At 55.3% G+C, this 26,220-nt stretch carries 22 protein-coding genes; 5 read left to right on the top strand and 17 right to left on the bottom strand.

The annotated features are described in order from the left end of the window. Positions 1-226: 226 nt before the first annotated feature. A complete protein-coding gene (locus QGH09_02410; protein ID HJO17038.1) occupies positions 227-1,057 on the top strand; it encodes a fumarylacetoacetate hydrolase family protein in 831 nt (276 codons plus the stop codon). A 129-nt stretch (positions 1,058-1,186) separates the two neighbouring features. Here the strand turns inward: QGH09_02410 and QGH09_02405 are convergent, their stop codons facing one another. Continuing rightward, the gene (locus QGH09_02405) at positions 1,187-1,537 is read right to left on the bottom strand and encodes a cupin domain-containing protein (GenBank protein HJO17037.1); all 351 of its coding nucleotides are present in this window, start codon (positions 1,535-1,537) and stop codon (positions 1,187-1,189) included. Between the two features lie 106 nt (positions 1,538-1,643). On the opposite strand from QGH09_02405, the gene QGH09_02400 reads away from it, so the two are divergent. Next, complete coding sequence (locus tag QGH09_02400) at positions 1,644-3,032, top strand: CapA family protein (GenBank protein ID HJO17036.1); 1,389 nt, start codon at positions 1,644-1,646, stop codon at positions 3,030-3,032. A gap of 49 nt (positions 3,033-3,081) precedes the next feature. On the opposite strand, the gene QGH09_02395 is transcribed toward QGH09_02400, so the two are convergent. After that, complete coding sequence (locus QGH09_02395) at positions 3,082-4,059, bottom strand: NAD(P)H-quinone oxidoreductase (GenBank protein HJO17035.1); 978 nt, start codon at positions 4,057-4,059, stop codon at positions 3,082-3,084. A gap of 207 nt (positions 4,060-4,266) precedes the next feature. Between QGH09_02395 and QGH09_02390 the strand changes: the two genes are divergently transcribed. After that, a complete protein-coding gene (locus QGH09_02390; GenBank protein ID HJO17034.1) occupies positions 4,267-5,181 on the top strand; it encodes a M55 family metallopeptidase in 915 nt (304 codons plus the stop codon). 243 nt (positions 5,182-5,424) lie between these two features. On the opposite strand, the gene QGH09_02385 is transcribed toward QGH09_02390, so the two are convergent. Continuing rightward, positions 5,425-6,579, bottom strand: a complete 1,155-nt coding sequence (locus QGH09_02385) for a peptidylprolyl isomerase (protein ID HJO17033.1) — start codon at positions 6,577-6,579, stop codon at positions 5,425-5,427. 114 nt (positions 6,580-6,693) lie between these two features. Here QGH09_02385 and QGH09_02380 point away from each other — a divergent pair, with 114 nt between their 5' ends. Beyond that, positions 6,694-7,500, top strand: coding sequence for a PEGA domain-containing protein (locus tag QGH09_02380; GenBank protein ID HJO17032.1), 807 nt, complete (start codon positions 6,694-6,696; stop codon positions 7,498-7,500). Positions 7,501-7,583: 83 nt separating this feature from the next. Here the strand turns inward: QGH09_02380 and QGH09_02375 are convergent, their stop codons facing one another. Beyond that, a complete protein-coding gene (locus QGH09_02375) occupies positions 7,584-8,174 on the bottom strand; it encodes a hypothetical protein (GenBank protein ID HJO17031.1) in 591 nt (196 codons plus the stop codon). A 46-nt stretch (positions 8,175-8,220) separates the two neighbouring features. Beyond that, complete coding sequence (gene metH, locus QGH09_02370; GenBank protein HJO17030.1) at positions 8,221-11,928, bottom strand: methionine synthase; 3,708 nt, start codon at positions 11,926-11,928, stop codon at positions 8,221-8,223. Between the two features lie 277 nt (positions 11,929-12,205). Here metH and QGH09_02365 point away from each other — a divergent pair, with 277 nt between their 5' ends. Continuing rightward, entirely contained in the window at positions 12,206-12,625 is a 420-nt protein-coding gene (locus QGH09_02365; protein ID HJO17029.1) for a hypothetical protein, read from the top strand. A gap of 166 nt (positions 12,626-12,791) precedes the next feature. Here QGH09_02365 and QGH09_02360 read toward each other — a convergent pair whose 3' ends face one another. The 12 genes from QGH09_02360 to QGH09_02305 all read right to left on the bottom strand — a co-directional run bounded on the left by QGH09_02360 (position 12,792) and on the right by QGH09_02305 (position 26,139). Then, on the bottom strand, positions 12,792-13,226 hold the full coding sequence (locus tag QGH09_02360) for a hypothetical protein (protein HJO17028.1): 435 nt from the start codon (positions 13,224-13,226) through the stop codon (positions 12,792-12,794). A gap of 24 nt (positions 13,227-13,250) precedes the next feature. After that, a complete protein-coding gene (locus QGH09_02355; GenBank protein ID HJO17027.1) occupies positions 13,251-14,081 on the bottom strand; it encodes a cytochrome b/b6 domain-containing protein in 831 nt (276 codons plus the stop codon). Further along, a complete protein-coding gene (locus tag QGH09_02350; GenBank protein HJO17026.1) occupies positions 14,082-15,080 on the bottom strand; it encodes a xanthine dehydrogenase family protein subunit M in 999 nt (332 codons plus the stop codon). 66 nt (positions 15,081-15,146) lie between these two features. Continuing rightward, the gene (locus QGH09_02345) at positions 15,147-15,779 is read right to left on the bottom strand and encodes a (2Fe-2S)-binding protein (protein HJO17025.1); all 633 of its coding nucleotides are present in this window, start codon (positions 15,777-15,779) and stop codon (positions 15,147-15,149) included. Positions 15,780-16,089: 310 nt separating this feature from the next. Further along, positions 16,090-18,657 (bottom strand): VWA domain-containing protein, encoded by a 2,568-nt coding sequence (locus QGH09_02340; GenBank protein HJO17024.1) that lies wholly within the window; start codon positions 18,655-18,657, stop codon positions 16,090-16,092. 43 nt (positions 18,658-18,700) lie between these two features. Beyond that, positions 18,701-20,488: a BatA domain-containing protein gene (locus tag QGH09_02335; protein HJO17023.1), complete on the bottom strand. Its 1,788-nt coding sequence runs from the start codon at positions 20,486-20,488 to the stop codon at positions 18,701-18,703. Continuing rightward, the gene (locus tag QGH09_02330) at positions 20,485-21,372 is read right to left on the bottom strand and encodes a DUF58 domain-containing protein (protein ID HJO17022.1); all 888 of its coding nucleotides are present in this window, start codon (positions 21,370-21,372) and stop codon (positions 20,485-20,487) included. The genes QGH09_02335 and QGH09_02330 overlap by 4 nt, the downstream gene beginning before the upstream one ends. Before the next feature lie 68 nt (positions 21,373-21,440). Continuing rightward, positions 21,441-22,436, bottom strand: coding sequence for a MoxR family ATPase (locus QGH09_02325; protein HJO17021.1), 996 nt, complete (start codon positions 22,434-22,436; stop codon positions 21,441-21,443). After that, positions 22,426-24,003, bottom strand: coding sequence for a hypothetical protein (locus tag QGH09_02320; GenBank protein ID HJO17020.1), 1,578 nt, complete (start codon positions 24,001-24,003; stop codon positions 22,426-22,428). Before QGH09_02320 ends, QGH09_02325 begins: the two co-directional genes overlap by 11 nt. 81 nt (positions 24,004-24,084) lie before the next feature. Then, a complete protein-coding gene (locus tag QGH09_02315) occupies positions 24,085-24,486 on the bottom strand; it encodes a Rid family detoxifying hydrolase (protein ID HJO17019.1) in 402 nt (133 codons plus the stop codon). Positions 24,487-24,514: 28 nt separating this feature from the next. Continuing rightward, positions 24,515-25,270 (bottom strand): PIG-L deacetylase family protein, encoded by a 756-nt coding sequence (locus QGH09_02310; protein ID HJO17018.1) that lies wholly within the window; start codon positions 25,268-25,270, stop codon positions 24,515-24,517. Continuing rightward, positions 25,267-26,139 (bottom strand): rhodanese-like domain-containing protein, encoded by an 873-nt coding sequence (locus QGH09_02305; protein ID HJO17017.1) that lies wholly within the window; start codon positions 26,137-26,139, stop codon positions 25,267-25,269. The genes QGH09_02310 and QGH09_02305 overlap by 4 nt, the downstream gene beginning before the upstream one ends. Between the last annotated feature and the right edge of the window lie 81 nt (positions 26,140-26,220).

The raw sequence follows: 26,220 nt of genomic DNA, 5'->3' as shown, positions 1-26,220 counted from the left end.
ATGGTGATACGTTGATAGTGAACCCTGGAGAGGTCTATGGCGGACTGACAGGAGTAGCTAGCTACGTCGTGTACGACACAGTGAGCGGCGTGGCCAAACGACGAGACATCGGCTGACCATAAAGCATTTCCCGCAAGTGATTGGATTGCTGTAGGACACCTTGGGCTAGACAGGCGTTATTGATGGTATATGGAACGAATATTTTCGAGATAAGGAAATAGGAATCATGCGACAGTTCATTGCAACGGCTTGTGTCAGCTTCATCTGTACCGCATCCCTCACAGCCCAGGACATCACCAAATACGTGCGTTATGCCCACGAAGGGGCCGAATCCTACGGGGTGCTTAAGGGCAGAGAAATTCACGAGTTGCGCGGCGACATCTTTGAAACAGTGGAACTCACCGGCCAGACTGTGGCGCTAGACGACGCAAGACTGCTCATTCCTGTTCAACCATCTAAAGTCATTGCGGTCGGCTTCAACTACCGGAGTCATCTTGGCGAGCGTGAGCCGACGTTATATCCCGGACTGTTTGCCAAATACCCAACGTCCCTGATTGCTACGGGCGAAGAGATCGTCTTCCCCCCTGGAGCCAGAAACGTGCACTACGAGGGGGAGATGGTGCTCGTGATTGGCCGACGTGCAAAACACGTGTCCCGGGAAGAAGCACTGGACTATGTTTTCGGTGTGACGGCTGGAAACGATGTTAGTGAAAGGGATTGGCAGGCCAACGATCTCCAATGGTTTCGAGCAAAGGGTTCCGACACCTTTGGTCCCCTTGGGCCAGTCCTCGTGCGCGGTTTGAACCCAGACGATCTGTTACTCCAGACTAGGTTGAACGGCGAGGTCCGTCAGTCTCAGCGGACAAGTGACCTCTTTTTTGATTCATCGGAGATTGTCAGTTACGTCAGTCAATTCGTCACGCTAGAGCCTGGAGACGTCATTTACACGGGAACGCCTGGAGAGACCCAGGGTATGCAACCAGGCGACGTCGTCGAAGTGGAACTGGAAGGAGTCGGCATCCTGCGCAACATTATCAACAGCGCCGACGCCCGATAGCAATAACCTTGCTGCCCCCAGCGGTGCCGTTCCTCATAACCGGCCTGATAATCAACCGAGCTGTCCCAAGGCTCGCGAACTTGTTCCACGTTGGAACTGTTAAGAACCGGTAGACAGTTGAACACCTGGTCAGTCGCTATCCAGGTACTGGTTGATGCCCTCTTGCCAATCGTCTCGCCGTTCGGTGAAAAAATCCCACACGACGCAGTCCTCAACCACCCATGCCTCGTGCTCGACGTTCGCGGGTATCACGAGCATTTCTCCCGCTTTAAGCAACACCTCTTGGCCGTCAACGTTGAGGCGTATCGCGCCCTTAATGATGCACGTGAACTGCTCAGCCGAATGCCGATGTTTCGCAACGTGGGTACTACTGGCGAGGGTCGACTGGGCAAAGGTGCCCTTATCTCCCCACAAAACGCGCCGTTGAACGGAATCGGAGATACGCTCGACTGAAATGTCTTCCCAAATTACCGGTTTCATAACTGGTCTTCCTCCCCTCTCGCAGTGCTCTTTCGATTCTTGAAAACTGCGCTACAATCCCGATCTGATCATTTCGACACACTCAGGCCGACCAAGGAGACATCCAATGCCGCTCCGCAAGCTCACGCTCATTGCCGTAGCGCTAGCTACAACCACGCTGGCAGCCGCGCAGGGCCGGAGAGACTTACACTCGATTCAGCCCACCAGTGAAGACCGCTTCACAATGGCCCTTACCGGAGACTCCATCATCACCCGGCGTCTCTCGGTCTATCAAGAACCTGAATTCTTGGACATGGTAGAGCTTCTTCGAGGAGCCGACATTGCATTTACAAACCTCGAGATGCTGTTCCATGACTACGAACCCTACCCGATGCACCAGAGCGGGGGAACCTATATGCGTGCTGCGCCGGCCCTAGTAGATGAACTGGTCTGGGCGGGATTCGACATGGTTGCCCGTGCGAACAACCATACCGGAGACTATGGCACGTTAGGCATGGACCTGACCACGCACTATGTTGAGGCCGCAGGACTCACGCAGGCTGGTGTCGGACATAGTCTGGCTGAGGCACGTGAGGCCCGATTCCTCGAAACGACCGAGGCTCGTGTGGCACTGATCTCGGTTGCATCAACGTTTCCTGATCATTCACGGGCCGGGCGAACACGTGGCGATGTACCGGCAAGACCTGGCCTCAATCCTCTTCGCTTCTCAACAACCTACGTCGTCACACGTGACCGATTCGAATCGCTCCGGGGCACCATGCTGGAACTGGGATTTACCGTACCCGCCGTAGATGACGAGCTTACATTCCGTGGCAACCGTTTTATCGTCGGAGACGCTCCGGACGTGTTGACCGAACCAGATCCCCAAGACGTGAAAGAAATTTCGGCTGTCGTGACCAACGCCAGTCGGCAGGCCGATTACACGATCTTAACCATCCATGCCCACGAAGGTGCTGGTGACCGGTTCGTGCCAGCACAGTTTCTGACTACCTTTGCCCACGCCATGATCGACGCGGGCGCCGATCTTTTCATCGGACATGGTCCACACGTTGTGCGTGGGATTGAAATCCGGAATGGTAAGCCGATCATTTACAGCCTCGCGAACTTCCTCTTTCAAAACGAAACGTTACTGCGACTGCCAAGCGAGAACTATGAGCCCTACAATTTAGACGGTAACGCACACATCGCTGATTTCAACGATCGGCGCTATGACAATGACACACGAGGGTTCCCTGCACAGCAGGAAATCTGGGAATCGATCGTCGCAGTCGCTGAATGGGACGGCAAACGTTTAGCGGAACTCCGTCTCCACCCAATCACGTTAGGATTCGGTACACCGCGGACTGTCAGAGGTCGTCCGATGTTTGCCGACGATAAACTCGGCGAGAAAATCATAGGCGACATCGCGAGACTGTCTAAACCATTTGGAACGACGGTTGTGTTTGAAAACGGCGTTGGCCGCGTACGTCTTTCGACATCGACTAGTGAGCCCTAGGCCCCTACACCGTTGTTTCAGGTACACAGTGCTTGCGAGTGATTGCTGATTAGGAAGTTAGAATGATCTTGCCGATGTGCGCACTGGTCTCCATCAGTTGGTGCGCCTTGCTGGCTTCTTTCAGAGTAAACGTCGCATAAATAACTGGCTGCGCCTGACCCTGCTCGATGAGAGGCCACACATTCTGATGTAGAGCCTGTGCAATCGCAGCTTTCTCAGCGGTGGGACGGGGCCTTAGTGTGGATCCTGTCAGCATTAGTCGCTTCTGCATAATCGGAATCCAGTTAATTGTTGTTTTCGGCCCGCCAAGAATCGCAATCTGCACTAAACGACCATCCGGGGCTAACACGCGAATGTTGCGCGGTGTGTAGTCACCACCAACCATATCCAGTACCACATCGACACCATTGCCACTAGTTACCGTGTTAATTACTTCGACAAAATCCTCGTCACGATAGTTGATAGCCTGTTCAGCGCCCAGGCGCTTGCAGGCGGCGCATTTGTCGGCCGTACCAGCCGTGGCAAACACCCGAGCGCCAAACGCCGACGCTAGCTGAATTGCAGTCGTCCCAATACCACTGGACCCGCCGTGTACAAGGACACTCTCTCCAGGTTTCAGCTGCCCACGGTCGAAGACATTAGTCCAGACCGTGAAGTAGGTCTCTGGCAACGCAGCAGCGGAAATGAAATCAAGACCGGTGGGAATCGGCAGCGCGACCGATGCCTCGGCAACGCAGTACTCCGCATAACCGCCCCCGGGAACAAGTGCACATATCTTGTCACCAACGTGCCAGTTGTTAACATCGGGTCCGCACCCAGCTACAGTTCCTGCGACTTCCAATCCCGGCAGGTCTGACACTCCAGGCGGTGGCGGGTACTTCCCCTGCCGCTGCATAATATCCGGCCGATTTACACCGGCCGCCGTCACGGCAATTAAGATTTCACTGCGGCCTGGTATTGGTTTCGGCCGTTCGACTGCAGTGAGAACTTCTGGTCCACCCGGCCTGGATATCTCGATTGCCAACATAGAAGGAAGCCCACTATACCTGAGTGGTGACCACAGGGATCCACCGGCACTGGATAAATCTACCGGGGGCGGTTGTGGGCTGACCGTGGGTGGTCATTAGACACTGGTAACACCCCACGGGAACCGTTACTCTCATCACCTAGTTAAGAGGAAACAGGATCGCAACTGAGTATTTTGCGTCGGACTAAGACTGAAGGAGGGTGCGACATGAATAAAGGAACACGAAAGCGAGACGCTTTTCTAGTGGCCTTTCTGTGGTTGATGCTCATAGGCCATGTGTACGGGCAACAAGGAGGCTTAAAAATCTATATCTCCGCCGATATGGAGGGTGTCACTGGAGCAGTCAGCAGTGAGCAGCTGGGACCGAGCGGATTTGAATACCAACGTTTTAGAAAATTCCTCACTGAGGAAGTCATCGCGGCCATCGAAGGTGCGCGGGAAGCCGGCGCCGACCAAATCTTGGTAAGTGACTCCCATGGTAACGGACAGAATCTGCTAATTGACGAACTTCCTGAAGATGTCCAGATCGTTCGGTCTTTTCCTCGCCCCCTTGGCATGATGCAGGGAATTGACGAGACGTTCGATGGCGTCATCTTCATCGGCTACCATTCGAGCACAACTAACCCGAACGGTGTCCGCGCCCACACTACTTCGAGTGCCAGACTTGCAGCGGTACACGTCAACGGCGTTGAGATGACCGAGGGTAGTTTCAACGCGAGCATCGCTGGTCACTTCGGCGTACCGGTCATCATGGTCTCCGGTGATGACGCGGCTGTGGAGGAGGTGCGATCTGTAATCGGTGACATCGAGGGAGCTGTCGTGAAATGGTCTTACGGTTTTCATTCGGCTCGCACACTCCACCCTTTAGCCGGACGGGCATTGATCCGGGAGAAGGCTCGTAATGCCGTCAGCCGTATCGTGGAGTTCTCACCATACAACCCGTCAACACCCATTGAGTTCGACGTAACGTTTAAGAACTACCGTCCGTCGCAGCTTCTAGCCTACCTACCAGAAGTTGAACGTGTCGATTCGCACCGTATTCGATTCATTGGTGATGACATGGTAGAGGTCTCCAAATTTTTCACCTTTATGATGAACTACGATTCGTCGTTAACACCTTAACGTTTCTGAACGCGCGATACTCGCATCGATAGACGTAGCTAGAAGACTGCGGCCTCCGTTTGCAGGAAGAGAGGTGAAGCAGAGTGAACTGCACTAAAGACAGAAGGCGTGGCTGAACGTGCCTCACTTGAACTATTAAAGCCGAGTCACCATGACGGTCAGCCCCTCTAGCGGATGACTGGGTTCATCAGCGTAAATCTGGTTTACTCACAGGGTCTCATCCAGAACAACGGTCCCTACTAGTTAGCGTGCGACCTGCACAGCGAGAATTTCAACTCGTTCCAAGGGACTCTCACCATTCAGTGGCAGCGATTCAATGGAGTCCAAGGTCGCCATACTGTCGACCACTCGGCCAAACACGGTATAGTTCCCGTCGAGTGAACTCACCGTGGCTGTGCAGATAAAGAAAGAAGTCGACGCACTAGCCGGGTCGTCCCCCCTGGCCATGGAAACAATCCCGCGAACGTGCGCAGTGTTTGAGAATTCTGGCTGAAGGTTCGTAACAAGGCGCTCTTGGTTCTCGTCCAGGGGGCGATCTCGGCTACCAAGCCAACCAGTCTGAATGAGTGCTCCTTCAACAACCCGGTGGATTGACATCCCATCAAACACCCCAGCTGAAGCGAGTCGTAAAAAGTTTCGGACGTGCTCGGGTGCAATCTCGGGCATGAATTCGATCGTGATTGTCCCTGAGGTAGTCGCAAGGACCACTCGGTAAGCAGCAAGCTCCTCAACGCTGTCCTGCGAGAACGGCATCGGCTGTGGCGATGGCTTGTCGCGGATGGCAACAGCATGGATAGCAATCCGTTCTATGGCCTTGCCCTCCTTGTCGGTATCAGCCTCTGAAATCTCAGTAACGAGATTCATCCCTCTTGAAACTCGACCGAAGACCGTGTAACTGCCGTCAAGTGCAGGTTGGTCTACAACACTGATAAAGAACTGTGACCCTGCACTGTCAGGCTCACTCGGAACCTGAGCAGCCGACACTGCACCACGCGTGTGCCTCTCATCACTTATTTCAAGGGCGAGAACACCAAGTCCACCCTGGCCGTAGGACTCGGCCTTGTCCAAATCTTTTGTTAAGGGGTCTCCACCTTGGACAATCCCGTGCCGTACCATTCGATGAAAAATCGTACCGTCGTAGACCCCTTCTCTTGCTGATTTGATGAAATACCCAACGTGGTTCGGCGCAGCCTTGGGTAACAGATCGATAATAAATTGGCCTCGATCGGTCTTAATGACGGCCTGTTTGGCAGTCATCTCGTCGAGACTGAAAGGTGTTACAAATTTGGGTGGCACGTCTTGGGCGATCGCAGATGGGTTGAAGCACAGCAACCACATAATCACTGCTGCCATAACCGCTCGGGGTCGTTCCACGTGACGACAGAATGTCATAGGCATCGATCGTATCCTAAGTCTCTAGCGGCCACTCCGAGACAGTCGGATGGCTCCATATGGTAACCGGTTGCCTCGGTCGCTCACGAATCTTCACCCCGCACGTGCTAGCATGAGTCTATGGCTTTTCTTGATGAAAATTCATCTACTAGCTCAGACCGAGGCGGTAATTCGTTTAGCCTTAGCGGACGGCGCGTCGTCCTGCTACTTCTTATGACCGTTGCCGTCGGTTCTTATTTTCTTTTTTTGTCACCTGAGGAGGAGCCACAGGCGGATGTTGTTGAAACCGTTCCAACACCGTTACCTACGCCAGAACCCACTCCTGAATCCGAACCAGAACCTGAGCCTGTTCGCCCAACACCGCCGCCAGCCGAACCAGAACCAACTCCTGAACCACTTCCACCAACCCATATCCTCCGAGTGACCAGTGATGTCACCGGAGCACAGGTTTTCCTTAATCGTAGATTTTTGGGCAATACACCGCTGGACATGGCTAACCTCGAACCCGGGCAGCACCAGTTGAACGTTGCGGCACAAGGCTACGAAGGGATCGCCAGAACCATCGACATTTCTGACACGCCAGTCGAACTAAACATCGAGTTTCGAGTTGTGCGACTCGACGAGACGGTCGACGTCATTCATAAGCATCGGTTTGGTTCTTGCCAAGGACAACTGGTGGCAAACCTTCAGGGCTTCCACTACCAGACCGCCCATGATGATGCATTTTCGGTGCCGCTCGACCAAGTTGAGTTATTCGAAATCGACTACCTCGATCACAGGTTGCAGCTAAAAGTCCGCGGCGGTCGAAACTACAACTTCACCGACGAACAAGATACAGCCGATCCATTGTTTGTCTTTCACCGAGATGTTGAGAAGGCGCGAACACGGCTTGCACAGGGCGACCAACCAGCTTCCAATGACCAATAGAGCGATTGTTGGTAAAGCCAATCCGTTATCGTTCGACCAGATCTAGGCATCTCATATGTACTACCTAGCTTGGCAGAGTGAGACTACACCCGGACAATGGACCGTCTGCTCTGGTGACGTTTGAGAACCTCTCGAGCGAGTCGCTTGCTTAAATAGACTTTCGATTCACAGTTATCTTGCTTATTGATCTCGTACTTAATAACGTTGAACTCAAGACTGTCGAGCACACTTCTCATGGAATAGAACTGATTCTTCGTTTTCACGACAATCTCATCAAATCCGTTGTCTAGTGCCCAGACCTCCTGCTCTTCACTGAGCGCGCGGAAATGCCCTTGACCTCGCCAGTCCCGACGGGTTGCCCCGATCCAGCTATACAATATTTTCCGCTCGTTAAAATCAAGACAGTTGGTCAACCGCACAACGAGATCTATGAGCTTCGGTTCAGACTCTTCGAGCCTTAGTTCGTGCGCTACCTTGTAGGAGACAGGGACAACAGTCGCTGGATCATTAGGTAGTGGCGCTTCGGCCATTAGGATTTGATGATCGCGACCATCCAGACGCTGAATCACTTCGGTCGCTGTCTTCCGCCTGGGAAATTCACCGAAATACTCCTCGATATACTGAATCTCCAGAGCACCCTGCTGAAGCGAGTGCTGCCTGATGTGGTATTTCATCGGCCCCATCACCGCTCACAAGTCTAAGGTAAACCTAGTAGGTGTCCTACTCAAGATTCGGGGTCAACCAGCGTTCGACTTCATCCACCGGCTGCTGTTTACGGGTGGCGTAGGCTTCCACTTGATCTCGACCAATCTGACCAACAGTGAAATATCGCGCTTCCGGGTGACCAAGGTAGAGCCCACTCACACTGGCAGCTGGCATCATTGCGCACGACTCAGTCAGGCTGATACTCACTCGCCCAGCATCGAGTACCCGAAACAACCTGACCTTCTCGCTGTGATCAGGACACGCTGGATAACCGAACGCCGGGCGGATACCACGGAAACGCTCAGCGAGCAGATCCTCGTGGGTCAGTTCCTCCGCTGCACCGTACTGCCATTCGCGCCTGACACGTGCGTGTTGGTACTCCGCGAACGCCTCGGCCAGCCGGTCAGCGAGGGCTTTCGCCATAATCGCGTGGTAGTCATCATTGTCTCGCTTAAATTCTGCCACTACCTCCTCCACGCCCAAACCGCTAGTGACAGCGAAGGCACCGATATAGTCGGTGCGGTTACTGTCACGCGACGCAACATAGTCAGCGAGAGATCGATTTGGTCGTCCGTCAGCCATCACCCCTTGCTGACGAAGCATCGGAAAGCGAGCTAACTCGTGTGTTCGGTCCGTGTCAGTGTAGACGGCGATTGACTCCTCATCGGCATCCGCCGGCCAGAATCCATAAACCCCACGTGCCGTAATGAGGCGTTCATCTGCTATCCGGCCGAGGAGCGCCTGGGCGTGAGCGTATAGTTCCCTAGCCGCTGACCCATACTTCGGATGGTCAAGAATCTGAGGGAATCGCCCTTTGAGTTCCCACGCCGAGAAGAAAAAAGTCCAGTCGATGTAGGGCACGAGCTCATCCAGTGGCACATCGTCTATTACTCGCGTACCAGTAAACGACGGCACTGGTAATTCGGCGGTTGTCCAATCAAACCGGAGACGATTGGCTCGACATTCTTTGAAGGTTAATAAAGGCTTCGTGCTTCGGTTGGCATAGGCCTTCCTAATCTCTGCCTGCGCACGGCTGTTCTCCGCTTCGAACCCATCCCGGGCCGTGGGACTTAACAGGTTCGATACAACATCAACCACCCGAGACGCGTCCAGGACATGGACCGTGCTCTGGCTGTACTCCGGCGCGATCTTAACCGCCGTGTGTTGCCGGCTTGTCGTGGCACCACCAATCAACAACGGTAACGAAAAGTTTCGGCGTTCCATCTCCTTGGCTACATAGACCATCTCATCAAGCGACGGGGTAATGAGTCCACTGAGACCGATAAAATCGGCGCCCCCATCAACCGCCTCCTGGAGGATCGTGTCGCACGGCACCATCACCCCAAGGTCGACCACCTCGTAGTTATTGCAACTCAGTACAACACCAACAATGTTTTTCCCTATATCGTGCACGTCACCCTTGACAGTAGCCATCACCACCTTAACCGGCTTCGTGTCACTGCCTGACGCGTGTTTTTCAGCCTCCATGAATGGTTCAAGATAGGCCACGGCCTTCTTCATCGCTCGCGCACTTTTCACCACCTGCGGCAAAAACATCTTGCCTGCCCCGAACAGGTCTCCGACAACCTTCATGCCCTGCATGAGCGGACCCTCTATGATCTTCAGAGGCCGCAAATATTTCTGTCTCGCTTCTTCCACGTCACCATCAATGAAATCCACAATACCGTGCACAAGCGCGTGCGATAGTCTGGCTTCAACAGAGTTCTCTCGCCACGACAGATCGGCCTCTCGGGTCGTACCTTCGCCCTTCACCGATTTCGCGAACGTCACCAACCGCTCGGTGGCATCCGGCCGACGATTGAAAATGATGTCCTCAACATGCTGCAACAGCTCCTGAGGTATGTCCTCATAGACAACAAGCTGCCCCGCATTGACGATCGCCATGTCAAGCCCGGCCCGAATAGCGTGATAAAGGAAGGCCGAGTGGATTGCCTCGCGAACAACGTTGTTACCCCGAAAGGAAAACGAGAGATTGCTTACACCACCACTCACCTTGACACCGGGACACGCGTCCTTAATAACCTTGATGGCTTCAATGAAATTAATCGCGTAGTTGTTATGCTCCTCGAGTCCAGTTGCAACTGCCAGAATATTCGGATCAAAAATGATGTCGTGCGGGTCGAAGTCAAGCTCTTTAGTTAATAGTTGGTGAGCACGCTTACAGATTTCGACCTTACGCTCCACCGTGTCAGCCTGACCGACCTCATCGAACGCCATCACAACGACACCAGCCCCGTAGCGCTGGGCCAACGTCGCCTTTCGAAGAAAATCGGCTTCGCCTTCCTTGAGGCTGATTGAATTAACGATCGGCTTACCTTGGACACACTTGAGTCCAGCTTCGATGACCGACCACTTGGAACTATCGATCATGAACGGAACTCTTGCGATCTCTGGCTCTGTAGCAATGAAATTCAGAAAACGCGCCATCGTCTGCTCGGACTCGAGCATTGCCTCATCCATATTGACGTCAACAAGGTTGGCGCCACCTTGGACTTGCTCCATGGCGACCGAACTGGCCTCTGAATATTCCTCGCTCTTGATAAGTCGAGCAAAGCGCGCAGATCCGGTCACGTTCGTTCTTTCGCCGATCATTTGAAAATTACTATCAGTATCAATCGTCAGTACCTCAAGACCGGCAAACTGAGTCCTGTGCTCTGGCGTCGGCACAACGCGGGGGGGCAGCCCTGAAACGGCCTGCGCTATTTCCCTTATGTGATCAGGTGTCGTACCGCAGCAGCCACCAACAATGTTGACCAAACCACTTTCGGCAAACTCTCGTAGCAGTTGGCCTGTTTCATCAGGGAGTTCGTCATAATCACCAAATTCATTAGGTAGGCCCGCGTTTGGATAGCAACTAACGAAGGTACTAGCCTGATTCGACAGCTCCGCCAGATACGGGCGTATTTCCCTGGCACCAAGGGCGCAGTTGATGCCAACTGAAAAAGGGAGCGCATGTCGAGTAGACACATAGAACGCATCGATGGTCTGTCCCGACAACGTCCGACCACTGCGGTCAGTCACCGTTACCGACAACATCACCGGAACTTCGTAGCCGCGCTGCTCAAACTCTTCACTTAGCGCAACAATCGCGGCCTTGGCGTTGAGCGTGTCAAAGATCGTCTCAACGAGCAGGAGGTCAACTCCACCATCAAGTAGTCCTCGCACCTGTTCCGCATAGGCGTCACGAAGCGCATCAAATGTGATTGTTCGAGCCGCCGGATCGTCCACATCTGGAGAGATCGACAGGGTGCGATTAGTCGGACCGATGGCACCTGCCACAAATCTCGGACGGTCTGGTGTTCGGCCAGTCCAGACAGTCGAGGCTCGCTTAGCAAGTCTGGCTGCCTCCACGTTCAGCTCATAGACGATCGCCTCAAGGCCATAGTCTGCTTGTGAGACTGAGGTCCCGTTGAACGTGTTGGTCTCGATGATGTCACTACCAGCTTCGAGATACTCGTGATGTATGTTCTCAATTACGTCCGGTCGTGTGAGGACTAGGAGGTCGTTGTCCCCCTTTAGGTCTCGCTCATGTGTGCGAAAGCGATTGCCACGAAAATCAGCCTCCGACAACCCGCATCGTTGGATCATCGTGCCCATCGCACCATCCATCAGCAGAATCCGCCCGGCGAGCACCTGGGTGAGCTGCGAACGCACTTCCCCACTGCTCTGGAGAACACCATTCAATTGAGATTCTTCCGACATTCCGTTCGCTCTTTCGTCGTTCGGCGGCAGAATTTTCGCAGGCAACCTTTCCCTGTGACCGGCGCGAAGACCGATACAAGCCTAGGCCTGTGGTCTAGATGCCGTTAACAAATGGCACCGTGAAGTGATCGCCTCAGAAATGGGGGCTGACCTAGCCGCTCCTTTGGACAGCCTGACGCCGACACGATAGATATATTATTGCAGGATTCGGCCGCCTGCCTCTGATTCCGGAATCGAAACTTCAGAGAAACAGGTAATTTGTCCTGTTGTGAGCCGTATGCCTGGCGACCCAAGAACGGTTAAACTCACCAGCTGGCTTTGGCTACTTTGCGGGCTTCTCGGCTTCGCAGGACCAATCGGTCTCATCCTCGAAGCCTCCAGATTAATCGGAGGCCTCGCTTATGGTGACCCAGTCACTGGAACGGTACTCGCGGTCCGGGTTCTTTTCTGCGGGCTGGGCGTCGCCGCCGCCTTGGCACTTGTTCGACGGCATCGCATCGGAATTGTGCTCGCTCGCGCTTCATTGGCAACATCAGTTGTGTTCGCGTTGGCTCGAGCCAGTCTGCCCCTCATGCCATCCAATCTCGCGCCGAGCGACGAGTGGGTTCGCTTTTGCCTCACCACCTTGCACGCGGTTGGATGGTGGACCTACTTTGCAACATCGGGTCGTGTCCGTCAGATCTATGGGACCAACTGAGGATTCTGGGGTTAGGTCCTCAAGCTCGAGACCCGGTGGACTTGAAATCTACGACATCGAGACGCGGGAACGCGTCGGTGACGTCGAAGTCGGCAAGCAGGCAGGCGGTATAGCTTTCTGGAAAACAGAACCCTAAGAGGAAGACTGCAGACCGTTAGAACTGGCGCTAGGAAGCGCTTGAGTGATCGCTCTCGGCCAGGCGCTGTTTCAGTATTTCGTCGACCAAGAACAAATCCGTCAGTAGTGTGCGGATGTGGATCGAAGCATTCAGATTATCCACGAGCTGCGAACTGATCGCAGGCTGCGCGAGCGCGAGTCGCACTGCGGCCTGAGCGTCTTGGGCGTCGCGCTCGAGCATCTGGATAAATACCTCATAAACATCTGGCGACTCAACCTTCGTCTCGGCCACCAAACTCCTAAAGACGTCAGCGAGGCCAGTGAGTGCAGTGTCGGTCCCGGTTAAGTAGCCGCGTATTTGTCCGCCGGTCTGTGAACCTGACTCACCAGACACTCCCTGGGCGGCATACGCCAACATGTACTCGTAGCTCTCTTCAATGGCGTTACACCGCTCGTGCAACTCGTCTTTCGCCGTTTTCGACAAGGCTTGTTCTCGAGACCGAAACAACTAATCTTTGCCCGGACCACCCTCGGGGCGGGCGACCCACTGCTCAGGATCGTGGTGCTCACTGTAGTGGCGGCGATCGATCCAACCTAAGATCATCGACCACGTGAGCCACCGCTTTTCGGGGCGGATACCAAAGTAGATATGGGCGATGATGAGCGTCACCAGCGAGACAGATGACAGCCCGTGCACCACATAGATCATGCCCCACGTCTGGTCCGCGAACAGGTAGGGGTTGCGAGCCCAGAGCGGCGTCTCGATGCGGACGGTCATGAGCAGGCCCGTAATGATCACGAGTAGACCAGTGAGCATGATGACTTGATGGTAGAGCCGGTTCTCCAGGGGATATTTCGCGTGCTTCCGCGGCGGCGGCGCGTCCTGCCCAACGCTACGCTTAAAGCGACACAGCGCGTCAGTGATGTCTTTGGGACCAATCCACATCGACCCCAGGTCCAGCCAGAATGACGCGTGGATGATGTGATAAATGATCGAAAGCGTGAGCACCACACCGGCGACCCAGTGGATGGTGACCCACGGAAACTGGATGCCGATCACCGGAAGGAACCCGGTGAACAACAGGACCAGCATCGTCACTGCCATAATCCAGTGAAAGGCTCGAGACGCGAACGAATGCCGCGCCACTCTCTTTGGCAGGTGTGCCACCGAGGCGTCGTCAACCGGCGCACCGTCCTCCTTGACGAAGAACGCAATCCACACAGCGTGTCCGACGACAAAAAGCACACCCAGGAAAGATGCCAGGTACAGTAAATCCCACGAAATGCGTATCAGGACCTCCTGGCCCCATGGATCAGTGCCCCACGTCAGAAAGTTCATCTACGCCTCTCCACGAATCGAGCGCTTCACCAGATTCCTCATAAGCGGAACCTTGTATGCGTTCTGCCGTAGGGGCCGCGCGCCACGAACGGCCACTTCGCCTGCGAGTTCAGCTGTCGCTTCGCTCTGAGAAGCACCGCGGACCGCATCCTCCACCGCAACCAGCCGCATTGGATACGGTGCCGTACCGTTGACTGCTACTCGCGCATCATCAATCGTACTCCCACTCACCCGCACAGCCGACGCAACGTTGACCAACGGGAAATCCCAAACCTCGCGGTCACGCACCTTCTCAAAGTAAAACTGCGCACCAGCCCAAGTCGACGGAATGCGAATTTTCGTCAAGAGTTCACCAGGCTGGAGGACGGTCATGCGCATGATGTCAATACTCGGCCCAATGAAATAGTCCTCCGCATCAACAACGCGCTCACTATCGGCAGTCTGGAACACCATCTTCGCGTCAAGCGCGATGAGCGCCGGCGCGGTGTCAGACGGATTCACAGCAACACAGCGGTCGGCACCAAAGATGGCGTGCTCCCGGTTCATCGACGTCGGCGTGTCGGCATAACAGATGTTGCCGCCAGCCCGATAACATGTCCACCCATCCCGGTAGTACCAGCACCTCGTGTCCTGAGTGTTGTTACCACCAATCGTTCCCTGATTCCGGATCTGCGGTGACGCGACGAGTGAAGCTGCCTCACTTAGAAGACCGTAGCGTTCTCGGACCTCCGGGTGTTCAACAACCTCTGTCAGTGGCGTCATTGCGCCAATTTCTAAGCCATTAGCCGTAGCCGTAATTCCTTTAAGCGTTTCGATACCGCCAAGATCAACGACAACGGAAGGCCGCTTCACGCGGTCCTTAAACCAGTCGAACGAGTCTAGACCCCCAGCCATCACCCAAGCCTGGTCACCATGCTCCCTGAGCAGCGCCGTGGCATCTTCCACACTAGCCGGCTGGAACAGTTCAAACACGGGCATCATGTCGCGAATCACGGCCATGATGATTACCTCCTCCTAAATAATGCGCGCGCACCGCAGCGGCCTACCCCGGGCCGGCGGCCCTGCTTACGCCTGCCGCATGTTCTCGGCAGCCCGCTCCATCGTGGTCAAGATTTTGTCGTAGTCAGCGCAACGACACAGATTACCTGAGAGCCCGTGCGCCAACTCGGCGCGCGTCGGATTCTCATTCTTCTGCAGATAACCAACTGCGCTCATAACGAACCCGGTCATACAGAACGCGCACTGGAAACCCTGCTCGTCAACTACAGCCTGCTGCACTGGATGTAACGAGCCATCTTCGTTAGCCAGCCCTTCAATCGTCCTGACATCACGGCCACGCACGCTCTGTGTCAGGATCGAGCACGAATAGTGAGGGACTTCATCTATCAAAACCGTGCAGGCTCCACACTCGGAACGGTCGCAGCCAAGTTTTGTTCCAGTCAGACCAAGCTTATAACGGAGCGTCATAGCCAGCGTTTCTTGCTTCATAACGTCTACGCGGCGCTGCTGTCCGTTGACGGTTAGTGTAATCAGGCGCTCAACCGCACCTGGTGAGGTCGGCTGAGCGAAGACGGCACCAACGCCCCGGAACATGTAGTTCGCCGAGCCCACGGCGGCACCCGCCGCAATGACGCCCTTAATGAAGTTTCGCCGCGAAACTCCCGAATCAATTGCTTCAGTGATCTCGATATCAGCCATAGGTGCGATCACCTCTCTGGACGTTCAACACCGAACAACACAAACTCCCACCTCGCTGTAGGCGAGGAAACCCTTCGCTTCGAGGGCTCAGCATCAATCCCCCGAGCCGGTCACGGGACGCATCATACTACGAGCAGGAGTCTAGAAAAAAGGCAATAAGGTCAAGGATTTCTTGGTTCAACAGGCACAAAGCGAGGGACCGGCGCCTCCACAGGAGAAAATGTAACGTTTTCGCCTATTTTCCGGTGGGAAGTAGGTCGTCCCCCAAACGTCTCGTTGCCGTGGGCCCACAAGAGACCTCGGTAGCTTGTCAGGACTGGAAGGGTGATGCGAGATCGGCACTCGCCTCAAACAGTCTAATCCGCCTAAGGAGCAAGTCGAGCAAGTAGAGCGCCAAGGCCAAAGCCACCAAAAAGGGCCAAAGGGCAATCGGCCGAACCGTACGAACCCCATCATCTTCAAAGATTTGTTCCAGCGACGGTGCGAACACGCCACCCGTGTCGTGGGCAATGGCTTGAAGCAGTTCGACGTTGGCCGGCCGGAACTGATACTCAGCCGGATACGAATAGAGGAGCGATCGAGCAACTTCTGAACCATCGGGTAGTTCGGTTTGAAAAGTTTGGTCGTCCTCAGGCCCGAGCGTGACACTAGCTGCATAAGATGCTGAGCTAACGCGCTCAGTCCTAATAGTCGTTGTCATGCCGTTGCCGACAGTCCACCGAACCGTCGGCGGGGCGGTCACATCCCCAGCAGCGGGCGGAATGTCGACGGTGATGTGTGCCCGGTCCGCTTCGCGTTTTACCGTGAGTGCCCTGAAGCGATCGTCCGAGCCGCGCATCGTTTGTCTTACAAGCTGCGTCCAGAACTTGCCATAACCCGGCCACTCCAACCACTCGGTCGCCCACCGGTTTTTAACGTCGGAGGTGAAGGCAACTGCTCGCCCGAGCCCAAACTGCCATCGCGCCAGAATTGGATCGTCCTCCTCCGATATAAGCAGCGCCTCAGACGTCTCCTTCAACCTTGTACTAAGGTAACCCTGCAGGGGTGGGGAAGAAGCGAAGTCAATCCCCTTGAACATTTCAACCGACTTCTCCACAATCGGACTAAACGGCACCTCGACTAGTGTTGGTCTTGCGGCGCGCCGTGTTTCCTGCGCGAAGATTTGTGGTACCTCCCCCACATCCTCCACGACATAGCCACGTCCCTCTCCCCAGTCTGCAATGTTAGCGAGCAATTCGCGGTCTGCCTCCTGCCCCATCGCAACCGTTGAAACAGTTATCTCCGCCTCGGCCATCTTCGTGACGAGCCCTTCATAATCGTCAGGATATGTCCGACCATCCGACAACAGAATGACGTGCTTCAGACGACTCTCGCTCCCTTCAAGTCCGAGAAAGGCTTCCTCAAGCGCGGGATACACATTGGTGTGCCCACTCGGCATAATCGTACTGATTCTGTCCTTAATCCACTCGCGGTTCGAAGCGCGCTGGAGTAGAACAGGCCAGTCAAGACTGTTGTTGAACGCCACGACCCCAATCTCATGGTGATCGGCGAGCACGTCAACTGCAGCTTTCGAGGCTTCCTTCGATAACTCAATTTTCTCGCCCACCATGCTCCACGACTTGTCGAGCACGATAATAAGTGCGAATTCTTCCGGTCGCTCCTTTACGGTGAACGTGATCGGCAGCAAAGCTTCGAGCACACTATCGGCGTACCCTTCCTCTCCATACATCGCATCACCGCCAGCCATAATGAAACCGCCGCCGAAATCGCTCACGTAGCCTGACAGTGCCTCCATCTGCACCCTGCCGAGGGCATCGGCAGCAACGTCACTAAAAATCACCGCCGCGTAAGGTTCTAGACTCGCCGCATCGCCTGGCAAAGACATCGCCGTTGCTGTGTCGACCGACAGGCCTCCTGCTTCAAGTGCTCTCGTTAGAAAGTGCTGACTCTCAGCGTGGCCTTCAACATAGAGCACCTTTGGTCGGTCAGTGGTAACAACCGATCGGCGGAGCTGGTTGTTTTGCGCCATTACGTCCTCAACAGCACGGAGACGAACGACGAGCTCGGCTGACCCGACCTCAGTGAGGTTTCCCTTAAGTGTCATTTCCTGTGGCTCTGAGGAGAGTTGGATCGATTTGGCGTCAAGCACCGAGTTGTCGTGTAGGACCTCGACCACCGCTGGCGTATCGGTCTGTCCCAGGACGCGTACAGTGATGGCGAACGGCTCATCGATGGTCACTACGTCGGGCATTCGCACGTCGTCAACCCAGCCATCACCGAGGTCTCTCGGGTCCAGTGGCATCGTGTAAACAGCGATCCCTTGCTGTTGAAGCAATCCCACGGCCTCAATGAGACTCCCGCTCGTCTCGTGCCCGTCAGTCATCAAGACGAGGCGTTTGACTTGGTTCGGCGCAAATACTCGTGCTGCCTCGCGCACTGCCAACTCAAGATTCGTGCTCCCTGCATCATCCGACAATGACGATAACGGGGAATCAGCTTGCCCACTGATCGCCACTTCAACGGCTTCCAGATCGTCAAAGGCAACTGTCGAGGCACCGAAGGTCATAGCCTGCCAGTGATCGGGCTGGCCCTCAAGGGTCGACGCCGAGATCCACTGCGAGGCCGTTACAGCTGATGCTGGGGATACACTGGCCGACTGATCAAGTAAATAGACCACCGATAGCCAACGCCCGGAACGTTCCCATGTCGGTTGCATCAGAGCAAAAATAAGTAACAGTAATACGGTTGAGCGCACAACCGTCTGCAGAGCCCGTTGGTGCGCTGTGAATCCAGTGAACGATCGCCGCTGGACCCACCAGACTGTTGGTATTAGCACCAATAGAACGATCGGCCAGTAATACTCGACGGCAATATTCATGATTCACTCAGTGTTCAGGCTAACGGAGCTCATCCAAGCAGTATCACACGGTGATTCGTCGATGGTAAGTCCACCACTCAAAAACGACCAGAACCAAGGCAAGGCCGAGTAGATACTTCCACAGTTCACCTGATAGCCTCCACCCGGTCTCCCAAGCGATATTTTCTCGGCCCGTTAGAGTGACACCGTTGACGTCTGAAAGGCCTGCCGGTAAATTCACCGCCACGTAAGTGCGGGCTGCGCCGGCTGACGCCACGTAGAGTCCAGGCACAGGTGCCTCAAATGACGTGCTATCAAGCCTTGACCAGGTCGTGAGATCCACTCCGTTGATTGTCGCGACCGTCGCATCTGATAGCGGCACATCCACTGTACCGACCGATCGCCGAAGTGGTAGCCTGTCCCCCATAAACCAAGTCAACACATTCTGCATAAAAATCGGGAAACTTGGATGCATTGGGAAGTCCGAATCGTCGAGTGCAAAGTTGACCGCAACCCACTTTGGCACAGCCGAGTTGACAACAACCAGAGGTGTCTGGCCACCCGACGCCAGAATCCGAGTGGTTGGAGAGGTCGAAGCGAATTCGAGGTGTCGTGCGTCGGTAATCCGCACATCAAGCATGGAGACATGTTCCAAAATTGGATGGGCTTCATCCCAATTCGTCACCTCTATCGCCGACGCACGAAGCGGCGGCGTAAGGTCGGATGCAGCTAGCCACGGCCGTCCAGGCGGGCGAAACAACAAAGCAGGGTGCCTCGGCTGGATACTTGGCGCGAATTCGTCAAAGACGTAGAGGTCGACCGCCTCGTTACCGTTGTAAACATCAGGGCTGATCACACGAAGATCGACTCGCCCATCAAGTCCGAGTAGCGTTTCGAGAAATTCATTACCCGCGGTAACCAAGGCAACGGTTGTATCTCGCAGTGGTGGAAGGTAATCAATCGCTTCATCGTCGACAGAAAGCACATCCTCATCAGTCGTGACTCTGGCGCGGATTACACCCACCGGATTTCCGCTCAACGCAACCGTGCGCATAATCGTATCTCGTCCGTTGACCGTAACATTCTCGATGAAGCCTACTTCGCTACTATCCTCAATCGTCAGACGGATGAACTTCGATTCCAGAGAGTGATTCGCAATAACAAACCGCCCATCATAGCCCTCGCGCTCACCGGCACGCGCGACCACCGTGAAGTCGGCGATCGCTACATTGTCAGCTGGCTCAAAGACAGACAACACACGGGCTGTCCGCGGTAAATCAAGTGTAGCGATTCCGTCGGAGACAACGATCACTTCACGACCTGACACGTCCACCTGAGGAAAGACGGGCCTGATGGCTAACGGCGTCATTCGTTCAAGCGCGGCACCGAGCTGCACCCTGTCAGCGGTCATCGCCGTTGCCACCCGGCCGGACGTATCGGCCAACAGGAAACGGTCGTTCCCACCGGCACTCTCGATCAGTCGTGTTGCTGCATCACGAGCATGGTCCCAGCGAGACTGGTTGTCAGCGGTTCGAGCGGCCATTGTGATTGACGTATCCAATACGATTACAGCCTCGCGCGGTGCTCCGGTGATTGCACCCGCCTCGGGCCGACCGAGCGCTAGAGCAATGAGTAACGCGATGGTCAGCGCCAGCAACAGCGAGAGCAAGCGTCTCAGACGTTCAAGCAGTGAGCGATGCTGCCTGTCCTGAAGGACCCTCTCCCACAATAGCAATGACGCCACAGCGACCCGTGGATGCCTGAGCTTCAGGAAGAACAATACGATCACGGTGGCAGCCGTTAGACCACAGAGCAACGCCACCTGCAACGAGGTCAGCGCTAAGAACGTCACGTTAGGAACCTGTTCTGACGGAATACCTGCAGAATCACGTCCTCAAACGGTACTTCAGTCTGGGTGCGCACATAGCCGAACTGATACTTGGCACAGAATCCTTCGACTTCGCCGCAGAACTCCGCGTAGATATGTTGATAAGCGTTAAGTAGGGAGGGAGTAGCTGCGATGTCGTGCGTTGAACCAGTCTCAACATCCACCAATTGCAAATCACCCCTCAATTCAGGCTCGCTGTCGGCTTGGCTGACAACATGAATAGCGAAAATGTCGTGGTGCGAGAAGCGTAGCAGGTTTAGTCCAGTTTCAAAGCCGTGCGGATCGAGAAAATCCGAGATAACAACGCTAATGCCACGCGGCCGCTTGCTGCGACAGAATTTCTCAAACGCAGCCTTCGCGTCGGTCGTGCCACCTGATGCGAGCTGCCCAAGAAATTTGAACACCTTGAAAATCTGACCCTTGCCGCGTTGCGACGACAGTTCTCGACCCAGGTGATCTGTATAGGGAGTCAAGGTGACGCGGTCGAGATGAGCCAGCCCGATATAGCAAAGTGCGGCCGCTACCTGACAGGCGTAGGCTAGTTTGGTCGGCCGGCCATCGGCCATCGATCGGCTGCAGTCAATGAATAGATAAATTGGAAGGTCCTGCTCCTCTTCGAAGAGCCTAAGTAGGAGCTTCTCGAGACGCTGGTAGGCACGCCAGTCAACCCGTCGGAAATCGTCACCGGGCGAATACGCTCGGTGGTCAGCGAACTCGAGACCCGAACCGCGTTTCTTGGCACGGCGCTCTGCGCGGAACTGGCCAGCAAATGCCCGCTTGGACACGATGTGCAAGTATTCGAGTTTCTTTAGAAACTCGCCGTCGAATAATTCGTCTTCCGTAGCCATCGAAGACTCCTGTTGGAGTCCGTTCCGGTGCCCTTATGGGGAATTCGGTACGACCAGCAGCCGACGCGTCATTCAGTCGGCTCTGGCGTGTTCGTGAGCACTTCCTCGAGGATTGTGTCCGGGTCGATTTGCTCGGCTTCACCTTCGAAATTCAAGAGTACGCGGTGGCGCAGTGCCGGCAGTAACATGGCACGGATGTCCTCACACGACACGTGGACGCGGTCGGCTAACAGTGCTCGGATCTTGCCTCCAACAACGAGCGCTTGTGCACCCCGCGGGCTGGCACCGTAGCGGACGTAACGGTTGACAATCGGCTGCGCGTAGGGTGATTCAGGGTGTGTCGCCAACGTCAGTCGGATCGCATAGTCCTGAATCGGCCTGGCAATCGGCACCTCACGCGAAGTCCGTCGCATCTCCATCAATTGATCGCCAGTCAGTACGCGTTCCACATCGGGTTCGTCGAACTGGGTAGTGCGATTGAGGATTTCGTGAAGGCTTTCCGTGTCTGGATACCCGACCCTCAACTTCATAAAGAAGCGGTCGAGTTGTGCTTCGGGAAGAGGATAGGTTCCTTCCATCTCAAGAGGGTTCTGGGTTGCAAGCACGAAGAAGGGCAATACCAGTTTGTAGGTCTGCCTTCCGACTGACACGCTCTTCTCTTGCATCGCCTCAAGCAGCGCGGACTGGGTCTTCGGTGTTGCCCTGTTGATCTCGTCAGCTAGCACGATGTTGGCAAATAGTGGGCCCTGTTGAAACTCGAGGAACTTCTCACCCTGCTCGCCCTCCTGCACGACGTTGGTACCGATGATGTCGGCTGGCATCAGGTCAGGGGTAAACTGAACACGAGAGAACTTTAGGTGCAACACATCACTTAGCGTATGCACTAGTTTCGTCTTGCCCAGACCAGGGATCCCTTCAAGTAGGACGTGACCGTCCGCCAGTAAACTAATGAGGGTTCCCTGAACGATTTCCTCATAGCCCACGATCCGCTTACCGATTTCTTCAGTAGCGAGCGCAAAGTTTTGCTGGAACTGTGCAATTTGCTGGTCGATTTCAGTAATCATGTCGTCCGCGTGGCCCGACGGCCTGAAAATAACGTTTGACGAGTTCTCGGTATGACGGTGGGATTGTATCCGCATTGAGCAGATCGGCCTCACCGTAAGTGACATCTGGCTCGACAGGTTCGTATTCCAGACTAGACTCTTCTGCCTGACTCGGCTCGTCAATCAGCTGCTCACCCGGGTCGTCACCTGACTGGGGCGCAAGCTCCATGACTTCGGGTAGAAGCTCAACTTCCAGTGTAGTCGGCGTACCGTACTCGATTTCGTCGCCCATACCGGGGGCCGACAGGTCACCCTGGCCCTGCTCGGCCGATTGTGCCCCACCTTCGGCAGCCTGCATCGACAGTGAATCCGGATCTTGGGTTCCCGGTTGCGGCATTCCAGCTGCGGCCTGATCCCCAGAAGCCATTTCATCTGTGGCAGCCTGAAGCTGGTTCGAATCATCACTGAGCGCCTGCTGCAACTGTTCGAGGCCTTGGGCCGCAGCTTCGCGAATCTCTTGGCCCTGCTGCTGTTGAGCAAGTTGCTCTAACTCCTGCGCAAGGTTCTCCATCGCCTGCTGGGCCTGCTCTTCGTCACCTTTCGCCAGTTGCTCGGCCACATCGGCGAGATTCTCAGCCAGTTCCTCGAATTCGTCTTCCGCCTGCTCGGCTATTTGTTTAAGCACGGCCTGAAGTTGCTCCCGCTCTGCGTCGGACATTTCAGCAGACAAGTTACGTAATTCTTCAGCCACACGATCTAAATCTCGATCAGACAGCGCATCAATGAGCGACTCCGCATCGGTCGACGTGAGCGCTTCGGCCATGCTGTCTATCAAGTCGTTCAGCTCGGTTGAGTCGAGCGTATCGAGCATTGTCTCGAGTTTTTCAAGTTCAGCCAGCGCTTGTTCCCGCGTGAGCAACCCCCGCTGAAGCTCGGCGAGAGCCTCTCGCATCTCGGATGGAAGCTCCGCATCCTGTAAAGCTGCAGCTTCAGCTAGCATCCGTTCGACCTCTGTCAGTAACATCTGGTCAGCGTCGGTGAACTCCACCACGGGAGGTGGTCCTGCCTCCAACCAGCTTCGTGTCCACGACAAGGGCAGCAGGTTAAGCACCATGAGCAGCGCCAGTAATCCAACCGTTGTTCGCACGCGAGGCGGCATCGACCAGGCATACAGTTGATCAACCTTGAGGTCATCCGCTGTGACAGCAGCGCGGTGTAGCTGCAAATTAATCCAACCTGAGGACCGGCCCTCACGATGAAACCAGTATGCCGTCGTCAACTCATCGTGCAAGTCAGCCTGACGGTCTACAGACTCGGCGGCGCCCAGTAAAGTACCCTTCCGAAGAATCACTGTGACACCGTAGACCGCCACCCCGAGCAACCACAGTCCTACGAGTACAGCCACAGTCATCCAGCTCATTGCAACGAAACGGTAAATCACGCTGACCGAGACCGGAAGGATGAGTGACAAGGTAAACCCATGAAGAAGCTCACGCATCACTCGGGCTTGACGTAGCCGCCTAGCGATGCGAGTCAACGCATGAACAACGCGCTCTCGGTCGGCGACCTGGCTATGATTATCGGACATCAAAGGGCTACCTAACGATACTCGATCTCGACCCGACCGGAAACGGAGCCGTTTACCTCGACGGGGTCGCCAGCCGATTGTTCATGGCACATAGGCGATGACGTCGATTTCCACTTTCATGTCTGGCACCGGTAAAGCCGCGACTTGGACGGTTGTCCGAGCAGGTCGGTGGCAACCAAACATTCGCTCATAGCCAGCGTTCATCTTTTTGAACTCGCTAATATCCGTTAAGTAGACACCGCATCGAAGGACGTAATCCAAACCGGATCCTGACGCCTCTAAAATCGCCTGAACGTTCTTGAGCACCTGTTCGGTCTGCATTTCAGTGTCAGCTGACGCGATCTTTCCCGCCGCCGGGTCCACGGCACCTTGTCCAGACACGAACACGAGCCGCTCAAAGCTAACACCAGGCGAGTACGGACCGGCCGGCTTAGGAAAATGCTCACCGGTGATCAGAGTGTGAGTGCAACGGTCGCCCGTCATTATTCCTCCTCCCTCCCTCGTTGTTTCTTTATTCGCATGATTCATAGTCGGTTAGCGGCAACTGACTCATCGGCACCTCCGGCAGAACTGGTCCCCAAGCCTGCCGATAGGCTTCGAACGATAGCAAGCTCTTAACGTCTCTTTGGTCAAACCAGAGACGATTGATGGCAAGGTGCTGTGTTCGGTGAGCTCGAAGCGCCGCTACCTTCCGGTCGCGCCATCGGGCGATGTCAAACAGGAAATCAATACCGGGGTTCCGTGCAAGGTCGGCCTGTCGTGCTAACTCCCACGGTGGCACAGGCGGCGTCCACAGTAAACGATCCACAGAATGTGGCTGCCCATTACTCGGCCACCTGGCATCAGCGGCAGCAGCGATCGCGTCGGAAGTGAAGCGGCTGATTGCAACGTGGTCGGGGTGTTGGTTTAAGCCGTTCGGATCGAAAGTGATGACGATGTGTGGGCGGAACGCCCTCAGCAACGCCACAAGATCGGCACGGATCAGTTCCGGCGCCACTTCGGCAAGTGCCTTGTCCTGGTAATCCAAGACGCTGACTTCATGAATGCCAAGAATCTCGGCCGCTGCACGGAGTTCACGCTCGCGGGTTGCCGGAAGCTCATCACGCGTGCAGACAGGTGGCTCACCCATCTTCCCAGCTTGGCCACGGGTCGCGGTCACTAGTGCTAGGCGAGCACCTGCCTCCGCACACTGACACGCGACACCCGCTCCGGTGAAGGTCTCGTCATCGGGATGTGCAAAGCTAAATAGGACCCGTGCAGCGCTCATGGCGAACCAAAGGATGGCTTGCGCGCGACAACCGCTGCAACCATCCGACCATCGCGCTCACCCTCATACTTCCGGAGAATCTCTAGTGGTCTCACAAGCTTCTGTAGTTCGTTAGGCTTCAGAAGGAACTCTGGATTCTTCGGATGTCCTCGCTCAGCCTGGTCAATAGTGAAAGTCTCATAGAGAAGTATTCCCCCAGGCTTAAGCGCGTCACAGATTGCGGGAAAAAGTGGGCGATGTAAGTAACGGGTAACCACGATGAGGTTATAGACCGTATTACCCAAGTCAACCGAACCACTCTCTAGGTCAACTACTTCTACATTGACCTGAAGACCTAGACACCTCGCGACTCCCCGAAGATGCTCAATCACCTCTGCGTTCCGATCGATGCCACGGACTTGCCACCCAGCGGCTGCCAGCGTCAGCACGTGCCGTCCACGCCCGCAGGCTAGGTCGAGGGCAAGTCCGCCTCCATGCAGGAAATCGCTATTCTCGAGTAGCCATTCTGACGGCCCAGCAATCGGCTGCAAATCGTACGCACGCCTACCACGCCACGTGGACATGCCGCCAGATAAGTTGAGTACCTGTTTATATCCGCACCGCAATAACACCTGCGCGGCGTGTTGACTCCGAACGCCGTGCTCACAATAGACCAGGACGGGTTTGTCATCGTGCGGCACGACAGCCGGTGCCGCCGCGACGAGTTCTACGGGGAGAAGCAAAGCCTCGGGAATATGTCCGAGCGATGTGAATTCCTGTGGTGTGCGAACATCAAGGAGATGGATCTCACCCTCACTGATCAACTGCTCGGCCTCAGCAGCGTCGACGTGGCGCGGACCTGACGTTGTCGACTTAGGCTCGTCGGGCATTGTCATCCTTCAATCACCCAGCATATCTCACGCCAACCAGCTAGACGAAGGCCGGCGCGATCATCCTAAATTGACGCTTCG

It is taken from the genome of Vicinamibacterales bacterium (assembly GCA_036012125.1).
GTDB lineage: Bacteria > Acidobacteriota > Vicinamibacteria > Vicinamibacterales > UBA823 > UBA11600.
This window is presented reverse-complemented; position numbering and strand designations above follow the sequence as displayed.

Coding starts and splice junctions, on each gene's coding strand:
- QGH09_02410 (HJO17038.1), top strand. CDS start 227: ATGCGACAGTTCATTGCAACGGCTTGTGTCAGCTTCATCTGTACCGCA.
- QGH09_02405 (HJO17037.1), bottom strand. CDS start 1,537: ATGAAACCGGTAATTTGGGAAGACATTTCAGTCGAGCGTATCTCCGAT.
- QGH09_02400 (HJO17036.1), top strand. CDS start 1,644: ATGCCGCTCCGCAAGCTCACGCTCATTGCCGTAGCGCTAGCTACAACC.
- QGH09_02395 (HJO17035.1), bottom strand. CDS start 4,059: ATGTTGGCAATCGAGATATCCAGGCCGGGTGGACCAGAAGTTCTCACT.
- QGH09_02390 (HJO17034.1), top strand. CDS start 4,267: ATGAATAAAGGAACACGAAAGCGAGACGCTTTTCTAGTGGCCTTTCTG.
- QGH09_02385 (HJO17033.1), bottom strand. CDS start 6,579: ATGCCTATGACATTCTGTCGTCACGTGGAACGACCCCGAGCGGTTATG.
- QGH09_02380 (HJO17032.1), top strand. CDS start 6,694: ATGGCTTTTCTTGATGAAAATTCATCTACTAGCTCAGACCGAGGCGGT.
- QGH09_02375 (HJO17031.1), bottom strand. CDS start 8,174: ATGAAATACCACATCAGGCAGCACTCGCTTCAGCAGGGTGCTCTGGAG.
- metH (HJO17030.1), bottom strand. CDS start 11,928: ATGTCGGAAGAATCTCAATTGAATGGTGTTCTCCAGAGCAGTGGGGAA.
- QGH09_02365 (HJO17029.1), top strand. CDS start 12,206: ATGCCTGGCGACCCAAGAACGGTTAAACTCACCAGCTGGCTTTGGCTA.
- QGH09_02355 (HJO17027.1), bottom strand. CDS start 14,081: ATGAACTTTCTGACGTGGGGCACTGATCCATGGGGCCAGGAGGTCCTG.
- QGH09_02350 (HJO17026.1), bottom strand. CDS start 15,080: ATGGCCGTGATTCGCGACATGATGCCCGTGTTTGAACTGTTCCAGCCG.
- QGH09_02345 (HJO17025.1), bottom strand. CDS start 15,779: ATGGCTGATATCGAGATCACTGAAGCAATTGATTCGGGAGTTTCGCGG.
- QGH09_02340 (HJO17024.1), bottom strand. CDS start 18,657: ATGAATATTGCCGTCGAGTATTACTGGCCGATCGTTCTATTGGTGCTA.
- QGH09_02330 (HJO17022.1), bottom strand. CDS start 21,372: ATGGCTACGGAAGACGAATTATTCGACGGCGAGTTTCTAAAGAAACTC.
- QGH09_02325 (HJO17021.1), bottom strand. CDS start 22,436: ATGATTACTGAAATCGACCAGCAAATTGCACAGTTCCAGCAAAACTTT.
- QGH09_02320 (HJO17020.1), bottom strand. CDS start 24,003: ATGTCCGATAATCATAGCCAGGTCGCCGACCGAGAGCGCGTTGTTCAT.
- QGH09_02315 (HJO17019.1), bottom strand. CDS start 24,486: ATGACGGGCGACCGTTGCACTCACACTCTGATCACCGGTGAGCATTTT.
- QGH09_02310 (HJO17018.1), bottom strand. CDS start 25,270: ATGAGCGCTGCACGGGTCCTATTTAGCTTTGCACATCCCGATGACGAG.
- QGH09_02305 (HJO17017.1), bottom strand. CDS start 26,139: ATGCCCGACGAGCCTAAGTCGACAACGTCAGGTCCGCGCCACGTCGAC.